The following is a 514-nucleotide window of genomic DNA, read 5'->3' on the forward strand; positions in this document are numbered from 1 at the left end:
TAAATATATTAATACTATTACTTAACATTAATTCTTATTTTATTAAAGCACATTCAACATTTAAATTAAACTATCAAATCAAAAGTACTTTTAAAATAAAAGTAAAAAAAGAGACTCTAAATAATACAATTCATAACATTAAAGTAAAAAACACTAATAAAGCTATTATCTTTATACATAAAAATATTGATCCTAATTATTACAAAAAAGTCTCATTTCACAAAACAATTAATCAAAACAAAGGCGAATTAATGTCTAAGTCAATTATTAATTGTCCCCAAAATATTATATTTATCTATCATGATGGAAAAATGCCATTTATTAAGGATAAAACACATACCTTAGAAGCAATCATAAACATGAAAAATAAATACAATAGTTTATATATTTTTTACTATGAACCAACTTTAATCCAAAAATATCTCTATCCTAAAAAAACAACTTGGTATAAACCTTATCGTAAGAAATAATTATTTCCATATTTAAAATAAATTAATAAACATTGCTCAGATCG

The 514-nt window shown here is 20.4% G+C and carries 1 protein-coding gene; it reads left to right on the forward strand.

What is annotated here, in order from left to right:
• A partial coding sequence (locus OL66_RS04400; protein WP_034172428.1) for a hypothetical protein occupies nt 1-470 on the forward strand: 470 nt, incomplete at its 5' end.
• Nucleotides 471-514: the final 44 nt, after the last annotated feature.

This window comes from Chrysanthemum yellows phytoplasma, from assembly GCF_000803325.1.
Taxonomy (GTDB): domain Bacteria; phylum Bacillota_I; class Bacilli_A; order Acholeplasmatales; family Acholeplasmataceae; genus Phytoplasma; species Phytoplasma asteris.